Source organism: Devosia sp. A369 (assembly GCF_054489345.1).
On the sequence record NZ_JBTMWV010000001.1, the window covers coordinates 468,476 to 483,201 of the forward strand.

A 14,726-nucleotide genomic window follows, 5' to 3' on the forward strand; every position below is an offset into this window, starting at 1 on the left:
GGCCCGCCTTCTTCTTTTTGCCCGCCCGGCAGCACTGGGCTACAACAAGCATCAGTTGATTCCGCTCGGAGGCAGGCAAAATGGCGCTCAAGGTTGAATTGCGGCCGGGCGAGAAGCTGCTGGTGGGCAATTGCATCATCACAAATTCCGACCAGCGCACGCGGCTGTTCATCGAGGGACAGGCGCCGATCCTGCGCGAGAAGGACATTCTCACCCCCACCACCGCCGACACCCCGGCCAAGCGGGTCTATCTGGCGGTGCAATTGATGTATATCGAGAACAATACCGAAATTTTGCGGCAGGAATACTTTTCGCTGATCAACGACATCGTCGCCGCGGCCCCCTCAAGTATGGCAATTGTCGACAGGATCAATAACGACATCTTAACTGGCGCCCTGTACAAAGCTCTGAAGTCAGCCAAGCAGCTCATTCAGTTCGAACAGGACCTCTTCCAAAATGCAGCATCACGGGGCGCTCGCCTACCAGCAGACGACCAAAACGGTTGAAACCCCGCGCGAACGTGAAGCCGCGCTGCTGATCAAAGCCGCAGCCGGACTGCAGGCGATCCGCGATGACTGGCCTGCCGATTTCGGGCAGATGAACCGCGCCCTGACCTTCAACCGCAAGCTCTGGACCATTTTCATGAGCGCGGCCAATGGCGAAAACAGCGCCCTGCCCCAGCAGACCCGCCAGAACATCGTCAATCTCGGCCTGTTCGTTCTCAACCAGACCCGCGACATGTTGGTCGAGCCCAATCCGCAGCCACAGTTCCTGGATGGCATGATCAACATCAACCGCCAGCTCGCAGCCGGCCTGCGCGGCAACTGATTAGTGCCGATATCGAGAATTTTCAGGCCTCGCAGCGATGCGGGGCCTTTGCTTTTGGGGAGCCTAACGGCACAGAAAAATCCCCGCTGACGCGGGGATTGGGACATCTGCGAAGGGCGAGTGGGCGCCTTAGAGGAAGTTCACCAGGCTCAGTTTGCTGACCATCGCGGTCGCCTGGTAGCTGGCCTGCAACCGGGTCTGCAGCGCCATGATTTCCATGGCAACGTCTTCCTTGCTCACCGTCTCGATGTCACTCAGCAAATTGTCGAGCTGCGCCTTGTAGTCGACATGCCGCTTGGAGGCGTTTTCCAACGTACCGCGCGCAACGCCCAGCTCCATGGTCAGGATTTCGATGGAGCCGCGCTCGGAATTGTGTCCCTCCGAGAGCTCGCTTTGCTGGCGCGTCGCCATCGCATCAAAGCGGTCGCGATTGCGCTGGTCCTGCGCCGGATCGATCTTGCTGGGGTCGGCGGGGCTGGGATAGCTGGTGGCCGACAAGGCGGCCATGGTGCGCACCAGCGCCAGAAAGCCCGATTCATTGGCCTCCATGCCATAATTCACCCGCGTCGACTCATCGACTTGCGCTGTGACGCTCTGGCGTGGGCTGCCCTCGGCGGCCATCGCCGCGGTCGTGAGCGCTCCGTCGAGCGCCTTGGCGAAATTGTCCGCGGTCTCGGCTGGATTGGCGCCAATGGTGAACTGCCCCGGCCCGGGCTTGCCATTGACCGCAGTCAGCGCCACCTTGCGCTCGACAGTGCTGGGCGCTGGCTCCTTGAGCGTGAACTCAATCATTTCGCCTGGCACCGTGGCCACGGTTGCCGAGAATGCGACCTTGACCGCATTGCCCGGACCACCCGGCGAGGTTGCGGTCATGCTGGCGGTGTTGGCAGGAATCCCGTCAATCTGGAAACCATGCGCCGTCGAGGTCGGCGCCTGTTGTGCCAACGTCACCTCATGGGTGAACACCTCAGGTACCGAGAGCGGCACCGGTACGGCCGTGCTGGTAATGTCCAGCCGGCCCATATTGTCTGCCGATACGGCTGGTGACTGCCCGCCATACCACATCACGGTGTCAGTGGCGGAAGCGACCTTCAGACCAGTCGCGCTTGCCGGATCGCCGTCAACCCGCATCACCGGCTCGCCGGGGCCATTGAAGAAATTCTTCGCCGCGGCAAAGGTTGAGGCAGCTTCCAACTCGCCATCCACGACTGACTTGAGCCTGATGTCGAGCGCTGCGCCGAAGCTGGCGGCATTGGCCTCGGGATCGTCGGTGACGATAAACTGGCCGGGCGCGGCCGGCCCATCCGCCGCCGCAATAGCGGTCATGACAATCTGGGTCGTCGAACCATCGGGCAGCGTGAAGCCCAGGCTGATCGTCTCACCCGGTCGCATCTGCTTGTCGGGGTCGGCGTTGAAGGACAGGGTCCGGGTGTTGCCGAGTTGTGGAGCAGCGGTTGCCGACGCTGCCACCTGGCCCAGATCGACGGCTGCACCAGCATTGCTGGTAACGTTCGACAGCTTGAGGCCGAACGGATGAATACCATCTTCGGTCAGGGTGACGGTGTTGGCGGGGGCCGCTCCGACCGCGCTTATGAGGCGCCCCATGCCCTGGGCACCGGCATCGGCGGCAATGCGCTCGCCCAGAACGGTGTTGTAGCCGGCCTTGCCGCCCTGGCCATTGAGCAACACATCGGTGGTGGGGAGCGGCGCTTTATCAGTATTGGAACCGCCGAACAGATAGCGTCCCGCGACCTCGGAATTGAGCAGCGTCACCAGTTCGTCCAGCCGCGCATGGGACAGGCCCGGCAGCGTCGCCATGTTGATGTTGTTGGTGCCGTATTGGCCCTGAGTGGCCGAATTGCGCGCTTCGCCTTCCATCTTGTCGAAGCGCACCATGGTCTGGTCGAGGAAGCTGAGGCGCAGATTGACGGTGTCGATATTGGCGGAAAAGCCCTCGATCTTGGCCAGGCGCGCGCGCACCGACAGCGACATCGGCAGATCGCGGCCCATTTCGGATAGCTTGGATGCCTTGTCGCCGGTGCCGAGCTGCATCTGCAGCGTGGCAAAGCGGTCCTGCATCTTGGAAATGACACCGAACCCGGTCTGCAGCGGGAACATCGACTTGTTGACGATCATCTTACGCTACTCCTTCAAACCGCCGAGAACAGGGTATCGAGCAGTTCCTTGACCACTGACACCACCCGCGCATTGGCGGCATAGGCATTCTGCAATTCCATCAGCCGCGCCATTTCCTCGTCGACATTGACGCCGTATTCGCTTTCCATCTGGTCGATGATGGTGTCGAGCGTGAGCTGGCGGTCGTCTCGCTTGGTCAGCGCGGCATTGATCGTCGAGCCCTGAAAGCCGACCACCTGGGAGATGAACTCGCTCAGATTGCCGCTGAGCTGGAACCGGTTGGCATTTTCGCTCGGCGTGCCGCCCGAGACGAACTTCATCTTTTCCAGCTGGTCGATGACATAGTTGGCGCGGTCGGCATCGCCCAGCGTGCCGCCGACCTCGTGCTGCACGATCAGCCGGTTATCGGTCAGGATGGCGGTATTGACCGAGATGCGTGCGGCAAAACCCTGCCGCTGCGGCGGATTGCCATCGAGATTGTTGGTGAAGGCCGAATTGCCCTGGTCGACAAAGAGGTTGAAGCCCAGCCCAGCGCCCTGCAGGCCTTTTGAGGTTGTCCGCGCGACGGCAGTTTGGATGCTGCTCTTAACCCCGCCATCGTCCATGATGCGCAGATTGCCGGCGTTTTCGGTGACTGCCAGCCCCGGGAGCAGGGTCTTGAGCCGGTCGACGACAGCGGTGTTGCCGGCCGACATGTCGACACCGATAACCCGCTGGCCGGTGGCGTCGATATAGTCGGACGCCTCCTTGGTGTTGACGATGCGCACGCGCTTGTCGACGCCATTTTGCGTATAGTTCAGCAGCACGTCATTGCCGGGCTGCATGTTGGACAGATCAATGTCCATGCCCTTCGTCGCGCCGACCTCCACCGCCGTGCCGGGGGTCTGGATGGTGGAAAAGGCCTGCGCCAGATTGGCGGCGATCTCGTCGAGCTGGTCCTGCGCCTCGACCAGCGTCTTGTCGCGCAGCGTAACCAGCCCGCCCAGTTCCCCGCCCTGCAACACGCCCTGGGTCACCAGATCGATGGTCAGCCCTGACGGCGTCGTCAGCGTCAGTTTCCCCACCCTGGTCAATTCAGGATCGTAGTTGAATTTCGAGTTCGGCGACAGATTGCCGGCGCTCTCGAAGCTGAAGTGGGAAACGCCATTGTCGAGCAGGCCGACGCCCGAGCGCGTCATCAGCGCCACGGTGCCGTTGGGGCGATAATCGGCCTGCACGTCGATGATTTCAGCGACCGAGGACACCAGCCGGTCGCGCTGATCCTGCAGCGCCGCGCGGGCGCTGTCGGTCATGCCCAGATCGAGCAGGCGCTGATTGACCTCGGACAGCGAATTGAGCATGCCGTTGAGATTGTTGACGTTCGAGGCGATCTGCGCCTCGGTCTCCTGCCGCAACCCCTGAATGGTGCCGGACAGCCGGTTGAGGGTTTCGACCATGTTTTCAGCTGCCGACACTGCCTGCGAACGGGCGGTATAGTCGTCCGGGCTGGTGGCGATGCCCTGCAGGGCATTCTTCAAATTGCCGAAGATGGTATCGAGCGAGCCGGCGCTGCCGGGTTTGCCAAGGAAACCCTGCAAGCGATCGAGATAGCCGGCCTGCACGCCCGAATTGGCAGTGTCGGATACCTGGCGGGTATAATAGGTCTGCAGGCTGCTGTTGAACGCCCGATTGGCCCCGACCGTCCGCGCATAGGCGCTGTTCTGGGCGTTGTAATCGACGACGTTCAGCGACTGCTTGTGGTATCCCGGCGTGCCGGAATTGGCGATGTTGCGGCTCAGGATGTCGAGGCCATCCTGATTGACCCGCAAACCCGATACAGCATTGGTGAGAGACGTCGTCAGGCCCATTGTGTGGGACTCCTTACGGAGAAAGCCAAGTCCGGGGCGTCCTGCCCCGAACCCTAGTGTCTAGCCCCGCCTCAGCGGACCATGTTGAGCGCTTCCTGCAGCATCTCGTCGGCGGTGCTGACGATGCGGGTGCCGGCCGCATAGGCCTGCTGCGTCACGATCAGCTTGGTGAATTCGTCCGAAATATCGGTGTTGGAGGCTTCGAGCGCGCCCCCGATAATGCCCGAGCCGGAGAGATCAAGAATGGCCTCGCCCGATTCCGAGGTGGAAGAGAACACGCCGCCGTCCAGACGCTTCAGTTTGTTGATGGCGTTGAACTCCGCCGTCACCACCTGTGCCATATCGATGCGCTCGCCATTGGAATAGGTCGCGGTGACGCGGCCATTGTCGTTGATGGCCACCGACACGAACTCGCCGGCGCCATAGCCGTTCTGGTTGAGCGTGGACACGTTGGCGGTGCCGTTGACGTCAGCAAACTGGCTGAGGCCGTTGGTTTCGAAGCGGAACTCGACAGTGCCCACGGCCACGCCGTTGATGGAGAGATTGGTCAACGGCACCGAGGGTTCTGTTGGCGATTTTAGCGAGCCATCCGGGCCGAAGGTGAAGTCATTCGGAACGCGCTTCCACATCTCCGCGCTGCCGGTCGCCCGGCTATCGGACATGTAATAGAGGTTCCAGGTGTCCGTCCCCCCGGCCTGCGAACTCGACACCTTGGCCCAGCGCAGTTGAACGTTGGCCGGGGCGCCGTTCTCGGCATAGACGGTCACGGCGCCGCCAGAGATCGAGTTAGCCAGGAACTGGGTGTTCTTGTCTTCAGCAATGCTATCGATGCTCAGCCGGCTCGGGCCGGTCACCGCCGCGCCAGCAGTCAACCCCGAAGCGGCGTGGGCACTCTCAATCGAGAGGTCGGCGTAGCTGTCTTTACCCAGCGTGATTTTCAGCGCACCACTGGCAATATCAACCGTTGCCGAAGCAGCCGAGGGACCGCCATTTGCGCGAATGGCAGCTTCAAGATTGGTCACTGCCGAATTCAGGTCGCCCGAGACATCCACCGGCTGGTTGGTGCCGGTATAAGGGACCGTCGTATTGAACTCGAAGACCGTGCTTGTGCCGTTAATCTTGAGCGTGACGGTTTCGCCCGGCACAAAAAACGAAGCGGCCGGCACCGTGCCGTCAGGCATAGGCACCGTACCGGTGACACTCGCCGGCGCCCACACCGATCCGGGATAATTGTGTGGCTGCATCAGCTCGCTATTGAAGGTGGCCTTGTCATAGCCGGTGGTCTTGGGCAGCTGCGGCAGGTTGGCCTGATAGTTGATGCGGTTGGACTGCTGCGCAGCCAGGAAGCTGTTGGATAGCTTGATCACCTCGGGCACCGAGCCCGAAATATTGCCGGTCCGGGTATCGATCGGCAGACCCTTGAGATAGTAGCCGGCGCCGTTGACCAGCATGCCGTCCTTGTCGATTTCGAAATCGCCACGGCGGGTGAAGAAGTTGGTATCGGCAAACACCGCCTTGCCGTCCGTCTGGCCGATCTTGGGCTCGACGACGAAGAAGCCGTTGGAGTTCAGCGCGATGAAGGTCTCGTTCGACACCGTCTTGATGTCGCCACCAATATCATTGGTGCCACGCGACTGGGCCAGCACGGCGCCGGGCACCTGGCGCGAAATCGGCGCATCGGCGATCAGATCGAGAAAATCGGTCTCGATGCGCTTATAGCCGGTGGTCTGCGAGTTCGCGATATTGCCCGAAATGTTTTCCAGCGCGTGCGCCTGGGCCCGAAGACCGGTCACTGCACTGGAAAGAGCGCCATAAATGCCCATGAGAAACTCCGTAAACCCAATTCGCGCCGTCAGACGCATTCGACAGGAACGATGCAAGCATGATGCCAACTCGTCCTGGCATTGATTTTGCTGGGCTTTCTGCTTTTACCGAGGCCGAATGTGGCGACATCTCGGCAGAAGCGTCCTTGTCACCGGCAGAAATTGCCGCCCGCTTGTGAAGGCAGAGCGCTTGCAGTAAACGCAGGTGGAGTTTTCCCGCGGCGTCATTCCCGCTTGCGTGGGCACGACGTGGTGAGCAGCGATGTTGTTTTCGAGCGCCGATGAGTTTGTGAAATCCCCGCGCCGGGCGGTGACGGTGTTCGGCATGGCCGGCGTCGGCAAGACCCGGCTCAGCGCCATGCTGCGCGCCAGCAACTGGTTCCACTACTCGGCCGATTACCGCATCGGCACGCGCTATATGGGCGAGTACATCGTCGACAATTTCAAGCGCGAGGCGATGAAGGTGCCGTTCCTGGCCGAGCTGCTGCGCTCGGACTCGATCTACATCTCGTCCAACCTGACCTTCGACAATCTCGATCCGCTCTCGACCTATCTCGGCACGCCGGGCAATCCCGACAAGGGCGGGTTGCCGCTGGCCGAATATCAGCGCCGCCAGGAGCAGCATCGCATCGCCGAAGTCGCAGCCCTGCACGATGTGCCGCACTTCATCGAGCGCGCCAAGGCGCTCTATGGCTATGAGGACTTCATCGCCGACACTGGCGGCTCGCTGATCGAGGTTGCCGACCCCACCGATCCCGAAGACCCGGTGATCAAGACGCTCGCGGCCTCGACCATGCTGCTCTATATTCGCGGCACGGCGAAGGACACCGCCGAGCTGGTGCGCCGCTTCCGCCAGTCGCCCAAACCGATGTATTACCGCCCGCCCTTCCTCGTGGAGAAATGGGCCGAGTACAAGCTGATCAACGGCATCATCGAGGATTGCGACGTCGATCCGCTCGGCTTCGGCGCCTGGGGCTTTGAAGCCCTGCTGCATGACCGCCTGCCGCGCTATCAGCAATTGGCCGATAATTTCGGCTATGTGGTGGAGGCCTCCGACCTCGCCATGGTGCGCGACGGCGACGAATTCATCGATCTCATGGCCGCCGCGATCGAGCAGCGAATGCGATAGCGCGTTTCCCACGGGGAGACGCGCATTGTCTGCATCGCAATTCGATCAAACCTGCTCAAGAGGCTGATATGCCTATCAGAATTCCCGACAACCTGCCCGCCCGCAAGACCCTCGAAGACGAGGGCGTCTATGTGATGGATTCCACCCGCGCCGCGCGGCAGGATATCCGCCCGCTCGAAATCGGCCTGCTCAATCTGATGCCCAACAAGGAGCGGACCGAGACCCAGTTCACCCGCCTGATCGGCTCGACCCCGCTGCAGGTCGACCTGACGCTGGTGCGCATCACCGAGCACCAGTCCAAGCACACCTCCGAGGACTATCTCAATACCTTCTACAAGACCTGGGAAGAGGTGCGGGAGCAGAAGTTCGACGGCTTCATCGTCACCGGTGCTCCGATCGCCAACATGCCCTTCGAGGAAGTCCGCTACTGGCCCGAAATGCTCGAAATCATGGATTGGACACAGACCAATGTGCACCACACCATGTTCATCTGCTGGGGCGCCCAGGCGGCATTGCATCATTTCCACAGCGCCAAGCGCTACCGCATGGACGAGAAGGCTTTCGGCGTGTTCCGCCACCAGGTGATCAACCCACGCTCGCCCTTCCTGCGCGGTTTTTCGGACAGCCCGATGATCCCGGTGTCGCGCTATAACGACATCGACCGGACGACGCTGGGCCCCGAACTCGAAGTGCTGATCGACAATTCGGAGATCGGCGTCTCGATGCTGGGTGACCAGAAGCACCGGGCGGTGCATTTCCTCAATCACCTCGAATATGACAACCGTTCGCTGGCCGACGAATATGAGCGCGACGTCAATGCCGGGCTGGACATTCCGGCCCCGGCAAACGTCTATCCCGATGGCGACACCAGCAAGACACCAGAGAACCGCTGGCGCAGCCACGCTCATCTGCTGTTCCAGAACTGGATCAACGAAATCTACCAGACCACGCCCTACGACCGGAACAAGATCGGCCAGTAGGCTTCCCACCCTGTCATCCCAGCCTTGAGCTGGGATGACACAGAGGGCGCTAGCCGCCTACCCGCTTGAACACGCGCCACAAATCCCTATCTTCCGGTCTGATCGAGAGACCCGCGCGTGCCCCAGCTTCCTACGACCATTGTCGACGAATTGGGCATCGCCCTCTCCAATCTGGCCGACACCGCCACCGGCGCGTTCACGCCGACGCTGCGGCTGGGCGTCACCGGCCTCAGCCGTGCCGGCAAAACCATTTTCATCACCGCGCTGGTGCACAATCTGTTGACCGGCGGCCGCCTGCCCGGCTTCACGCCGATGGCCGAGGGCCGCTTTATTGGCGCCAAACTGGCCGAATATCCCGACGCCACCATTCCCCGCTTTGCCTATGAGCAGCATCTCGACGCGCTGACCGGAAAGACCCCGGTCTGGCCCGAAAGTACGCGGCGCATCTCTCAGCTGCGGGTGGTGCTGAAATATCAGTCGAAACGCTGGTATTCCGGCCTGAGTGGCCCCTCGACGCTGAACCTCGATATCGTCGACTATCCCGGTGAGTGGCTGCTCGACCTGCCGCTGCTCGGCCTGTCCTTTGCCGAGTGGAGCACCGAGGCGCTGGAGCGGGCGCACCGTCCCGGCTCGGGCAAGGAAGCCACGCCCTTTCTCGAAGAACTTGCCGGCATCGACCCGCTCAAGCCCGCCAATGACCCCGACGCCGAGCGGCTGGCCACCGCCTTCACCGACTATCTGCGCCGCAGCCGCGAACATGGCGCGCTGTCCACCCTGCCCCCAGGGCGGTTCCTGCTGCCCGGCGACCTGGAAGGCTCGCCCGCCCTCACCTTTGCGCCGCTGCCGCCACCGAGCCAGCGCGTCCGCAATGACAGCCTCTACGCCATGCTGGAGCACCGCTACGAGGCCTATAAGGATCGCATCGTGCGGCCCTTCTTCCGTGATCATTTCGCCCGCCTCGACCGCCAGATCGTGCTGGTCGATACGCTGCGCGCCCTCAATGCCGGCCCCACCGCCGTAGCCGATCTGGAAACCGCGCTGACCGCCGTGCTCGGCTGTTTCCGCCAGGGCGAAACCAATCCGCTGCTACGCCCCTTCGTGCGCAAAATTGATCGCATCCTGTTTGCCGCCACCAAGGCCGACCACGTCCATCACACCAGCCACGACCGGCTCGAGGCCATTCTCAATCGCCTCGTCGCCAATGCCGGCAAGCGCGCGCGCTTCGCCGGGGCCGAGGCCAAATCCATGGCGCTGGCCGGCATTCGCGCGACGCGTGAAGGCAGCATCACCGAAAGCGGCGAAACCCTGCCCACCATTATCGGCACGCCGATGGCAGGCGAGATGCTGGGCAACACCACCTATGACGGCAAAACCGAAATCGCCTTGTTTCCCGGAGACTTGCCGGCACGACCGGATTCATTGTTCGAGGACGGCACACCGGTCGCGCTGAACTTCTTGCGCTTCACCCCGCCGCAACAGCTCGACCGCAACGCCAATGGCGACATCATCCTGCCCCATATCCGCTTCGACCGGGCGCTCGACTATCTTGTGGGAGACTGGCTCGCATGAAACAGCCCGTCGCTCGCCCCACCGCCACCGTGACCGACGAAACCATAGCGGTCCGCGCGCCCCGCGCCTTTGAGCCCTCGGCGGTGCAAATCGCCGAACCTAGTTTTGACGCCACGCAAGATGATGACCTGATCGCCCCGCCACCGCGCCGCCTCGGCTGGGTCGGCAAGCTGACCTGGACCACGGCGAGCATTCTGGTGTCGGCCGGCCTCGCCCTGGCCGCCGACCGACTGATCCGCGATCTGTTCGCTCGCTATGAAATTCTGGGCTGGGCCGGGCTGGTGGTCCTGGCGCTGCTGGTGCTGGCGCTCATCGTGCTGGCCGGGCGCGAAATGCTGTCGTTGCGCCGGCTGCGCGTGCTCGATGCGCTGCGCCGGCAAGCCGCCACAGCCACCGCCGACAATGATCAGAAGCTTGCCCACAAGGTCGCCGAGCAGTTGGAGGACATCTACGCCAGCCGCCCCGATCTGGCGCGAGCCCGCGAACACGTCAAACAGAACCTGCCGCATCTGTTCGACGGCCACGAAATCGTCGCCCTCGCCGAACGCAGCCTGATGGCCCCGCTCGACGCCAAGGCCAAGGCCCTCACCGCCTCTTCCGCCCGCCGCGTGGCACTGGTCACCGCCGTGTCGCCGCGCGCCTTGGTCGACATTGCCTTCGTCATCTATGAGAGCTTTCGCCTCTCGGGGGCCATTGCACGGCTCTACGGAGCCCGCCCAGGCTTTTTTGGCTCGTGGAGGCTTACCGGCGCCATCCTGACCCATTTAGCCGTCACCGGCGGCCTGGTGCTCACCGACGGGGTGGTGGAGCAATTGGTCGGCCAGGGTCTGGCAGCCAAGCTCTCCGCCCGGCTGGGCGAAGGCGTGGTCAATGGGCTGATGACTGTGCGCGTCGGCATCGCCGCCATGCGGGTGGTGCGCCCCCTGCCCTTTGAGACCCAGACCCAACCCACCGTGCGCGACTATATTCCCGAGCTGACCAAACTGGCCGGCGACGCGGGCAAAGCCTGAACGTGCTGCAATCTGCCGCGTTGAGCCTGGCCTCCGCCTCGCCGATAGCTTCGGCGCGTCTCCCAACAGTTAGAGTTTGTCCATGACTACCATTGCCGTGCTCATCGGCAGCCTGTCCGCGTCCTCGATCAACCTGAAATACGCCAAGGCGTTGGCCAAGCTGGCCTCTCCGCTGCTGGAGTTCGACTTTGTCGATCTCAGCGCCTTGCCGCACTACAACAATGATCTGTGGGCCAATCCGCCTGCCGCGGTGCTGGACCTCAAGCGCAAGATCGAAGCCGCCGATGGCGTGCTGATCGTGACGCCGGAATATAACCGCTCCTTCTCGGCCGTCATCAAGACCGCACTGGAATGGGGTTCGCGCCCATGGGGCAAAAGCTCCTGGGGCGGCAAGCCCGTGGCCGTCACCGGCACCTCGGGCGGCGCCATCGGCACCGCCGTAGCCCAGACCCAATTGCGCGTGATCCTGCCGCATCTTGACATGGTGCTGATGGGCCAGCCGGAGATTTTCCTGAAATCGTCGCCCGAGCTGATCGACGCGGAGTTCAACATCACCAGCCCCGAGACCAAGGCCCTGCTGCTCGGCTTCGTGCAGAAGTTTGCCGCCTTCGTCGAGCGCCACGGCGATCACGCCGTCAAACTCGCTGCCGAATAAGAAAAAGCCGGGCATTGCCCGGCTTTTTTGTCATTCCTTGGCGGCGCTTGGGGCCAATGTCACCTTGAGCCCGTCCAGCGCGTCGCTCATCAATATCTGGCAACAGAGGCGCGAATTGGCCCGGACATCGCCGACGCTGTCGAGCATGTCCTCTTCCTCGTCGCTGGGCAGGCCGACCACGTCGAGCCAGTCCTGATCGACATAGACATGGCAGGTGGCGCAGCTCAGCGCGCCGCCGCATTCGGCCTTGATGTTGAGGCCCCAGTCACGGATGACCTCCATCACGCGCCAGCCTTCGAGCCCTTCGAGCTCGTGATTTTCACCGGTTTGATCGGTGACCAGAATTTTCATGGTTCAGGCGACACCCAGCTTCTTCTGCAGCTTGGTGGAGCTGGTGGTGTATTGGAAAATCACCCGCTCGCCCGGCGACACAATCGCCTTGGCGGCCTGTGCCATCAGCGCGGCTTCGTGGAAACCGGAGAGGATCAGTTTGAGCTTGCCCGGGTATGAATTGATATCGCCGATGGCAAAAATTCCCGGCACCGAGGTCTGGAACTTCTCGGTATCGACGACGATGGTGTTGTCGTTCAGCTCAAGGCCCCAATCGGCGACCGGACCCAGCTTCATGGTCAGGCCGAAAAACGGCAGCAGCCGCGTCGCCGGCAAGGCCACATCACCGGCATCGGTGGCCAGATGGACGTGATCGATCTGGCCGTCCGCGCCATCAAGGCGGGCAATCTGGCCGGTGAGGAAATTGACTTTCCCCTCGCCCACCAACTCCTGCATCTTGTTGACCGAGGCCGGGGCCGCCTTGAACACGGCGCGACGGTGCACCAGGGTCAGCGAGCGAACGATGGGCTGCAAATTCAGCGTCCAGTCGAGCGCCGAGTCGCCGCCGCCGACGATCACCACGTCCTGGCCCTTGAAGTCGTCCATCTTGCGGACCGAATAGAAAACCGACTTGTTTTCAAAGGCTTCGATGCCATCAACCGGCGGGCGCTTGGGCTGGAACGAGCCACCGCCAGCCGCGATCACCACGACCTTGGCGTAGAAAATCTCGTCGGCGTCGGTTTCCAGCTTGAACGAGCCGTCGTCCAGCTTCTGGATCGAATTGACCATCCGGTTGAAATGAAATTCGGGCGCAAACGGCGCAATCTGGGCCATCAGATTGTCGGTCAGATGCTGGCCGGTGATCACAGGGAAGCCGGGGATATCGTAGATCGGCTTCTCGGGATACAGCTCGGCGCACTGCCCGCCGGGGCGGTCCAGAATGTCGATGAAATGGCATTTGAGATCGAGCAGCCCGAGTTCGAAGGCCGCGAACAGCCCGCAGGGGCCCGCGCCGATCACAACGACATCGGTGGTAATTTCAGTGCTCATAACAATCTCAATGTGTCCCGGCGCGCATGACAAATGCCGCCGTGAATAGTTGATAAACGCGTTCCACTTACCTCAGGAGACGCGACGAAGGAAGGGGCGCGTCCCGAGCGGAATTTCCGTGGTGCCGGCCGGCTGGTAGAAAATCGCCACCTCAGGCAGCCGGTTTTCGATCAGGGCCTGCCGCGTCGGCTCGTGAGTGACCACGAATGCGGTGATGCCGCAGCGGCGCATCAGCGGAATCTGATCCTGCAAAACGTCGCCAACGGCCCTGATTTCATTACCGTATTGGTAGCGTTCACGCAACAAACGGGCGGTGGAATAGCCGCGCCCATCGGTGAATGCAGGAAATTTGATCGCCACTGAGGCAAAGCGTCCCAGGTCCTGCTCGACACTCTCGACGGGGTCGCCCGGTGACACCAGCAGCCCGAGCGGATGCGGGTTGGCAAGAAACGCGGCGCGATTGGTCAGGAACACCGCCAGCGGCACATGCAGATAGCTGGCCGTGGCCGCATCGCTGTCCTCGGTCCAGTCATGGAACGGATCGGCGATGAAGCCGCCATCCTTCCACAAATTATGCCGGGCTGCCTGCATCGGCGAGGCGATAGCGCCGCTGAAATCGTAATGGATGCCGCATTCCTTCTTGTTGAGGCCGCGCCACCGTCCAGCGCGCGGGTCTTCGCCCTCGGCCACCACCGAGGTGCAGGGCGCGCAGCCAATCGACTTGTAGCCCTTGGCGAACAACGGATGCTCGGGCAGACCGTGCTCGATCTTGTACTGATTGACATCGGCATCATTGAAATAGGCCAGCGGATTGACCTTGATGCGCTCGTCGGTGGTCAGCTCGAAATGCGGCAGCACGCCGCGCTCCTTGGTCTGGAAGCGCTTCCGGCCCGTGACCCAGCCACCATACTGCTCGGTGATCGGCTCCAGCGGCTCGGTCTTGCGAATATGGCAGCAAGAATCGGGGTCAGTCTCCCAGAGGTCGCCCTTGGGATCGAAGCGCGCCACATCGGCGGGGCTGGGATGGATGGCGTGGACATTGATCAGGCCGAGATGCTGCTTGAGCGTTTCCACATAGGCCAGCGTCTCGGCAAAATGCTTGCCGGTTTCGAGGAAATACACCGGCATCGACGGATCGACCTGCGCCACCAGATGCAGCAGCACGGCTGAATCCGCGCCGAAGGACGAGACAATCGCCAGATCGCCCGGCAGCACCTCGCTGGTGGCATAGCGCAGCACCCCCACCGCATCCATTTCGTCAAACATGCCATTGAGCGCCACAATGCCAAGAGCACGCAGCTTGTCATGCGAGGGGGCGTGGGCGGGGTTAGGCAAGGCCATGAATAGTCTCCAAGAACACCGGACTTCC

13 protein-coding genes are annotated in these 14,726 nt (G+C 62.2%); 7 read left to right on the forward strand and 6 right to left on the reverse strand.

Translation table 11 applies throughout. The features are described from left to right. The first annotated feature begins 80 nt into the window (after window positions 1–80). Window positions 81–506, forward strand: a complete 426-nt coding sequence (flbT, locus tag ACX3OZ_RS02395; RefSeq protein WP_459095029.1) for a flagellar biosynthesis repressor FlbT — start codon at window positions 81–83, stop codon at window positions 504–506. After that, a complete protein-coding gene (gene flaF / locus ACX3OZ_RS02400) occupies window positions 457–828 on the forward strand; it encodes a flagellar biosynthesis regulator FlaF (protein WP_459095028.1) in 372 nt (123 codons plus the stop codon). The genes flbT and flaF overlap by 50 nt, the downstream gene beginning before the upstream one ends. Window positions 829–957: 129 nt before the next feature. Here flaF and ACX3OZ_RS02405 read toward each other — a convergent pair whose 3' ends face one another. The 3 genes from ACX3OZ_RS02405 to ACX3OZ_RS02415 form a co-directional block, all read right to left on the reverse strand. Beyond that, window positions 958–2,964, reverse strand: a complete 2,007-nt coding sequence (locus ACX3OZ_RS02405; protein ID WP_459103747.1) for a hypothetical protein — start codon at window positions 2,962–2,964, stop codon at window positions 958–960. Window positions 2,965–2,978: 14 nt separating this feature from the next. Next, window positions 2,979–4,811: a flagellar hook-associated protein FlgK gene (flgK, locus tag ACX3OZ_RS02410; RefSeq protein ID WP_459095026.1), complete on the reverse strand. Its 1,833-nt coding sequence runs from the start codon at window positions 4,809–4,811 to the stop codon at window positions 2,979–2,981. 71 nt (window positions 4,812–4,882) lie between these two features. Beyond that, window positions 4,883–6,634 carry a flagellar hook protein FlgE gene (locus ACX3OZ_RS02415; RefSeq protein WP_459095025.1) on the reverse strand — a complete coding sequence of 584 codons (1,752 nt, stop codon included), beginning with the start codon at window positions 6,632–6,634 and terminating at the stop codon, window positions 4,883–4,885. A 262-nt stretch (window positions 6,635–6,896) separates the two neighbouring features. On the opposite strand from ACX3OZ_RS02415, the gene ACX3OZ_RS02420 reads away from it, so the two are divergent. The 5 genes from ACX3OZ_RS02420 (at window position 6,897) to ACX3OZ_RS02440 (ending at window position 11,977) form a co-directional block, all read left to right on the forward strand. Then, window positions 6,897–7,763 carry an ATPase gene (locus ACX3OZ_RS02420; RefSeq protein WP_459095024.1) on the forward strand — a complete coding sequence of 289 codons (867 nt, stop codon included), beginning with the start codon at window positions 6,897–6,899 and terminating at the stop codon, window positions 7,761–7,763. A 68-nt stretch (window positions 7,764–7,831) separates the two neighbouring features. Then, on the forward strand, window positions 7,832–8,743 hold the full coding sequence (locus ACX3OZ_RS02425; protein WP_459095023.1) for a homoserine O-succinyltransferase: 912 nt from the start codon (window positions 7,832–7,834) through the stop codon (window positions 8,741–8,743). Window positions 8,744–8,860: 117 nt separating this feature from the next. Continuing rightward, the gene (locus tag ACX3OZ_RS02430) at window positions 8,861–10,312 is read left to right on the forward strand and encodes a YcjX family GTP-binding protein (RefSeq protein ID WP_459095022.1); all 1,452 of its coding nucleotides are present in this window, start codon (window positions 8,861–8,863) and stop codon (window positions 10,310–10,312) included. Continuing rightward, entirely contained in the window at window positions 10,309–11,322 is a 1,014-nt protein-coding gene (locus ACX3OZ_RS02435) for a YcjF family protein (RefSeq protein WP_459103748.1), read from the forward strand. The genes ACX3OZ_RS02430 and ACX3OZ_RS02435 overlap by 4 nt, the downstream gene beginning before the upstream one ends. A gap of 82 nt (window positions 11,323–11,404) precedes the next feature. Continuing rightward, window positions 11,405–11,977 carry an NADPH-dependent FMN reductase gene (locus ACX3OZ_RS02440; protein WP_459095020.1) on the forward strand — a complete coding sequence of 191 codons (573 nt, stop codon included), beginning with the start codon at window positions 11,405–11,407 and terminating at the stop codon, window positions 11,975–11,977. A 30-nt stretch (window positions 11,978–12,007) separates the two neighbouring features. On the opposite strand, the gene ACX3OZ_RS02445 is transcribed toward ACX3OZ_RS02440, so the two are convergent. The 3 genes from ACX3OZ_RS02445 to ACX3OZ_RS02455 all read right to left on the reverse strand — a co-directional run bounded on the left by ACX3OZ_RS02445 (window position 12,008) and on the right by ACX3OZ_RS02455 (window position 14,698). Next, entirely contained in the window at window positions 12,008–12,328 is a 321-nt protein-coding gene (locus ACX3OZ_RS02445; protein ID WP_459095019.1) for a 2Fe-2S iron-sulfur cluster-binding protein, read from the reverse strand. A 3-nt stretch (window positions 12,329–12,331) separates the two neighbouring features. Beyond that, window positions 12,332–13,357 carry an NAD(P)/FAD-dependent oxidoreductase gene (locus tag ACX3OZ_RS02450; RefSeq protein ID WP_459095018.1) on the reverse strand — a complete coding sequence of 342 codons (1,026 nt, stop codon included), beginning with the start codon at window positions 13,355–13,357 and terminating at the stop codon, window positions 12,332–12,334. A gap of 72 nt (window positions 13,358–13,429) precedes the next feature. Further along, window positions 13,430–14,698: a phosphoadenylyl-sulfate reductase gene (locus ACX3OZ_RS02455; RefSeq protein WP_459095017.1), complete on the reverse strand. Its 1,269-nt coding sequence runs from the start codon at window positions 14,696–14,698 to the stop codon at window positions 13,430–13,432. Window positions 14,699–14,726 lie beyond the last annotated feature (28 nt).

Bases quoted from the DNA above. Each gene is read 5' to 3' on its own strand.
- flbT (WP_459095029.1), top strand. From the start codon at position 81: ATGGCGCTCAAGGTTGAATTGCGGCCGGGCGAGAAGCTGCTGGTGGGC.
- flaF (WP_459095028.1), top strand. From the start codon at position 457: ATGCAGCATCACGGGGCGCTCGCCTACCAGCAGACGACCAAAACGGTT.
- ACX3OZ_RS02405 (WP_459103747.1), bottom strand. From the start codon at position 2,964: ATGATCGTCAACAAGTCGATGTTCCCGCTGCAGACCGGGTTCGGTGTC.
- flgK (WP_459095026.1), bottom strand. From the start codon at position 4,811: ATGGGCCTGACGACGTCTCTCACCAATGCTGTATCGGGTTTGCGGGTC.
- ACX3OZ_RS02415 (WP_459095025.1), bottom strand. From the start codon at position 6,634: ATGGGCATTTATGGCGCTCTTTCCAGTGCAGTGACCGGTCTTCGGGCC.
- ACX3OZ_RS02420 (WP_459095024.1), top strand. From the start codon at position 6,897: ATGTTGTTTTCGAGCGCCGATGAGTTTGTGAAATCCCCGCGCCGGGCG.
- ACX3OZ_RS02425 (WP_459095023.1), top strand. From the start codon at position 7,832: ATGCCTATCAGAATTCCCGACAACCTGCCCGCCCGCAAGACCCTCGAA.
- ACX3OZ_RS02435 (WP_459103748.1), top strand. From the start codon at position 10,309: ATGAAACAGCCCGTCGCTCGCCCCACCGCCACCGTGACCGACGAAACC.
- ACX3OZ_RS02440 (WP_459095020.1), top strand. From the start codon at position 11,405: ATGACTACCATTGCCGTGCTCATCGGCAGCCTGTCCGCGTCCTCGATC.
- ACX3OZ_RS02445 (WP_459095019.1), bottom strand. From the start codon at position 12,328: ATGAAAATTCTGGTCACCGATCAAACCGGTGAAAATCACGAGCTCGAA.
- ACX3OZ_RS02450 (WP_459095018.1), bottom strand. From the start codon at position 13,357: ATGAGCACTGAAATTACCACCGATGTCGTTGTGATCGGCGCGGGCCCC.
- ACX3OZ_RS02455 (WP_459095017.1), bottom strand. From the start codon at position 14,698: ATGGCCTTGCCTAACCCCGCCCACGCCCCCTCGCATGACAAGCTGCGT.